Origin of the sequence: Nitrosomonas sp. HPC101 (assembly GCF_009833125.1) — a bacterium.
Lineage (GTDB): Bacteria > Pseudomonadota > Gammaproteobacteria > Burkholderiales > Nitrosomonadaceae > Nitrosomonas.
Genome location: NZ_QRCC01000023.1, coordinates 1 through 1,625, shown reverse-complemented (window position 1 = coordinate 1,625; position 1,625 = coordinate 1). Strand labels below are relative to the sequence as shown.

At 55.1% G+C, this 1,625-nt stretch carries 1 protein-coding gene and 2 pseudogenes; all 3 read left to right on the top strand.

Translation table 11 applies throughout. From position 1 onward, the window contains the following. Positions 1-109, top strand: a pseudogene (locus ABO04_RS12340) (IS3 family transposase); the annotation flags it as partial. A gap of 154 nt (positions 110-263) precedes the next feature. Next, positions 264-1,424, top strand: a complete 1,161-nt coding sequence (locus ABO04_RS11685; RefSeq protein WP_345853613.1) for an IS110 family transposase — start codon at positions 264-266, stop codon at positions 1,422-1,424. Then, a pseudogene (locus tag ABO04_RS12210) lies at positions 1,391-1,595 on the top strand (integrase core domain-containing protein); the annotation flags it as partial. The gene ABO04_RS11685 and the pseudogene ABO04_RS12210, both read left to right, overlap by 34 nt. Positions 1,596-1,625: the final 30 nt, after the last annotated feature.

The following is a 1,625-nucleotide window of genomic DNA, read 5'->3' as shown; positions in this document are numbered from 1 at the left end:
GATTGTACATTCGGATCGTGGGTCGCAGTATGCCAGCAAAGCATACTGCAATCTGCTGAAAGCAGATGGTTTTATTGGGAGCATGAGCCGCCGAGGTAACTGCTGGGACACTCAGTCCACAATACGTTTAGAACGTCGCTCCGATCTGACCCGTGCTGGGATTGGCTAAATTGCCTTTGCATTGACCTGTCGATCGGTTTTGGCGTTCCCCGAGCATTGCCGGGCCCAGCGTTTGTGACCTGATAGGAGCCTTGTGCTGCATCGTGAGTGTCCTGTCCTGCGAGTGGGGTTGGCTATGCACCAACTATTACCACGGAGGCACGCATGCAACAACGCGAAATTATACTGGGCGTCGACACGCATCTGGATACGCATGTCAGAGCGGTAATCAGCGAAACAGGAGAACTCCTCGGGACGCGGCCGTGTTTACCGACGCGGCAGGATATCTTCAATTACTGAGCTGGGCCAGGTCATTGGGCTGCTTACGTCGTGCCGGTATAGAGGGAACTGGCACGTATGGGGCTGGGTTGACACGTCTGTTGCGTGACCAGAAGATTGAGGTCGTGGAAGTCAATCGGCCGGATCGCGCTGCACGCCGATCTCGGGGAAAATCCGATCCTGTCGATGCGGAAAATGCTGCCCGGGCTGTTCTTGCCGGCCGAGCGTCAGCCATCCCCAAAGCGCAGTCTGGTGCTGCCGAAGCGATGCGGATGGCTTCTGTCGCCCGGCGCAGCGCCGTAAAGGCTAAGACGCAGACGATCAATCAGTTGCGCGCGCTGTTGGTCAGTGCTCCACAGGAAATCCGTGAACGCCTTCTGAAAGCGAAAACCGCGGAATGCGTCGCTAACTGTGCACGGCTGCGGTCATTGGGTAGCACCTCCATGTTGCAAACACTGAGAACGACCTTGCGACTGCTGGCTAAGCGTTGGCTGGCGTTGGCGGAGGAACTCAAGGTGCTTGATAGGATGCTGGAACAATTGACAAGTCAATATGCCAAACGGCTTCGAGAACGATTCGGTGTCGGACCTCAGACAGCAGCGGTGCTTATGGCCGCTGCGGGTGATAATCCCGAACGCCTGAAAAATGAAGCTGCCATGGCAGCACTGTGTGGGACCAGTCCCTTGCAAGCGTCATCGGGTAAAACGGTCCGTCACCGCTTGAACAAGGGCGGAGATCGCGCGGCCAACAACGCCTTGTGGACCATTGCCATGGTACGTATGCGAAGCGATTCGAGAACGCGGGTGTACGTTGAGCGACGGACTAAAGAAGGCATGTCCCACAAGGAAATTCACCGATGCTTGAAGCGATACATTGTCCGGGAACTGTACCCTTTAATCCTTGCTGATCTAAACGATTCGATTCGATGCGATCCACTTGACATAGGAGCGTCAACGCGCCGATGGAGCGGCTGTTTCGCAGCTTGAAAACAGAGTGGGTACCGTCAATGGGTTACCACAGTCTCGCTGGCTGCCCGGAAGGATATCGGCAGTTATCTGATGGGGTATTACAATCAGCAGCGGCCCCACTCCTTTAATGGCAGGTTCGCTCCGACAGTGGCAGAAGAAAAACTTAAAACCGTGTCCGGAATTAGTTGACCACTACAATGTCACCTAGAGTTAACAAGA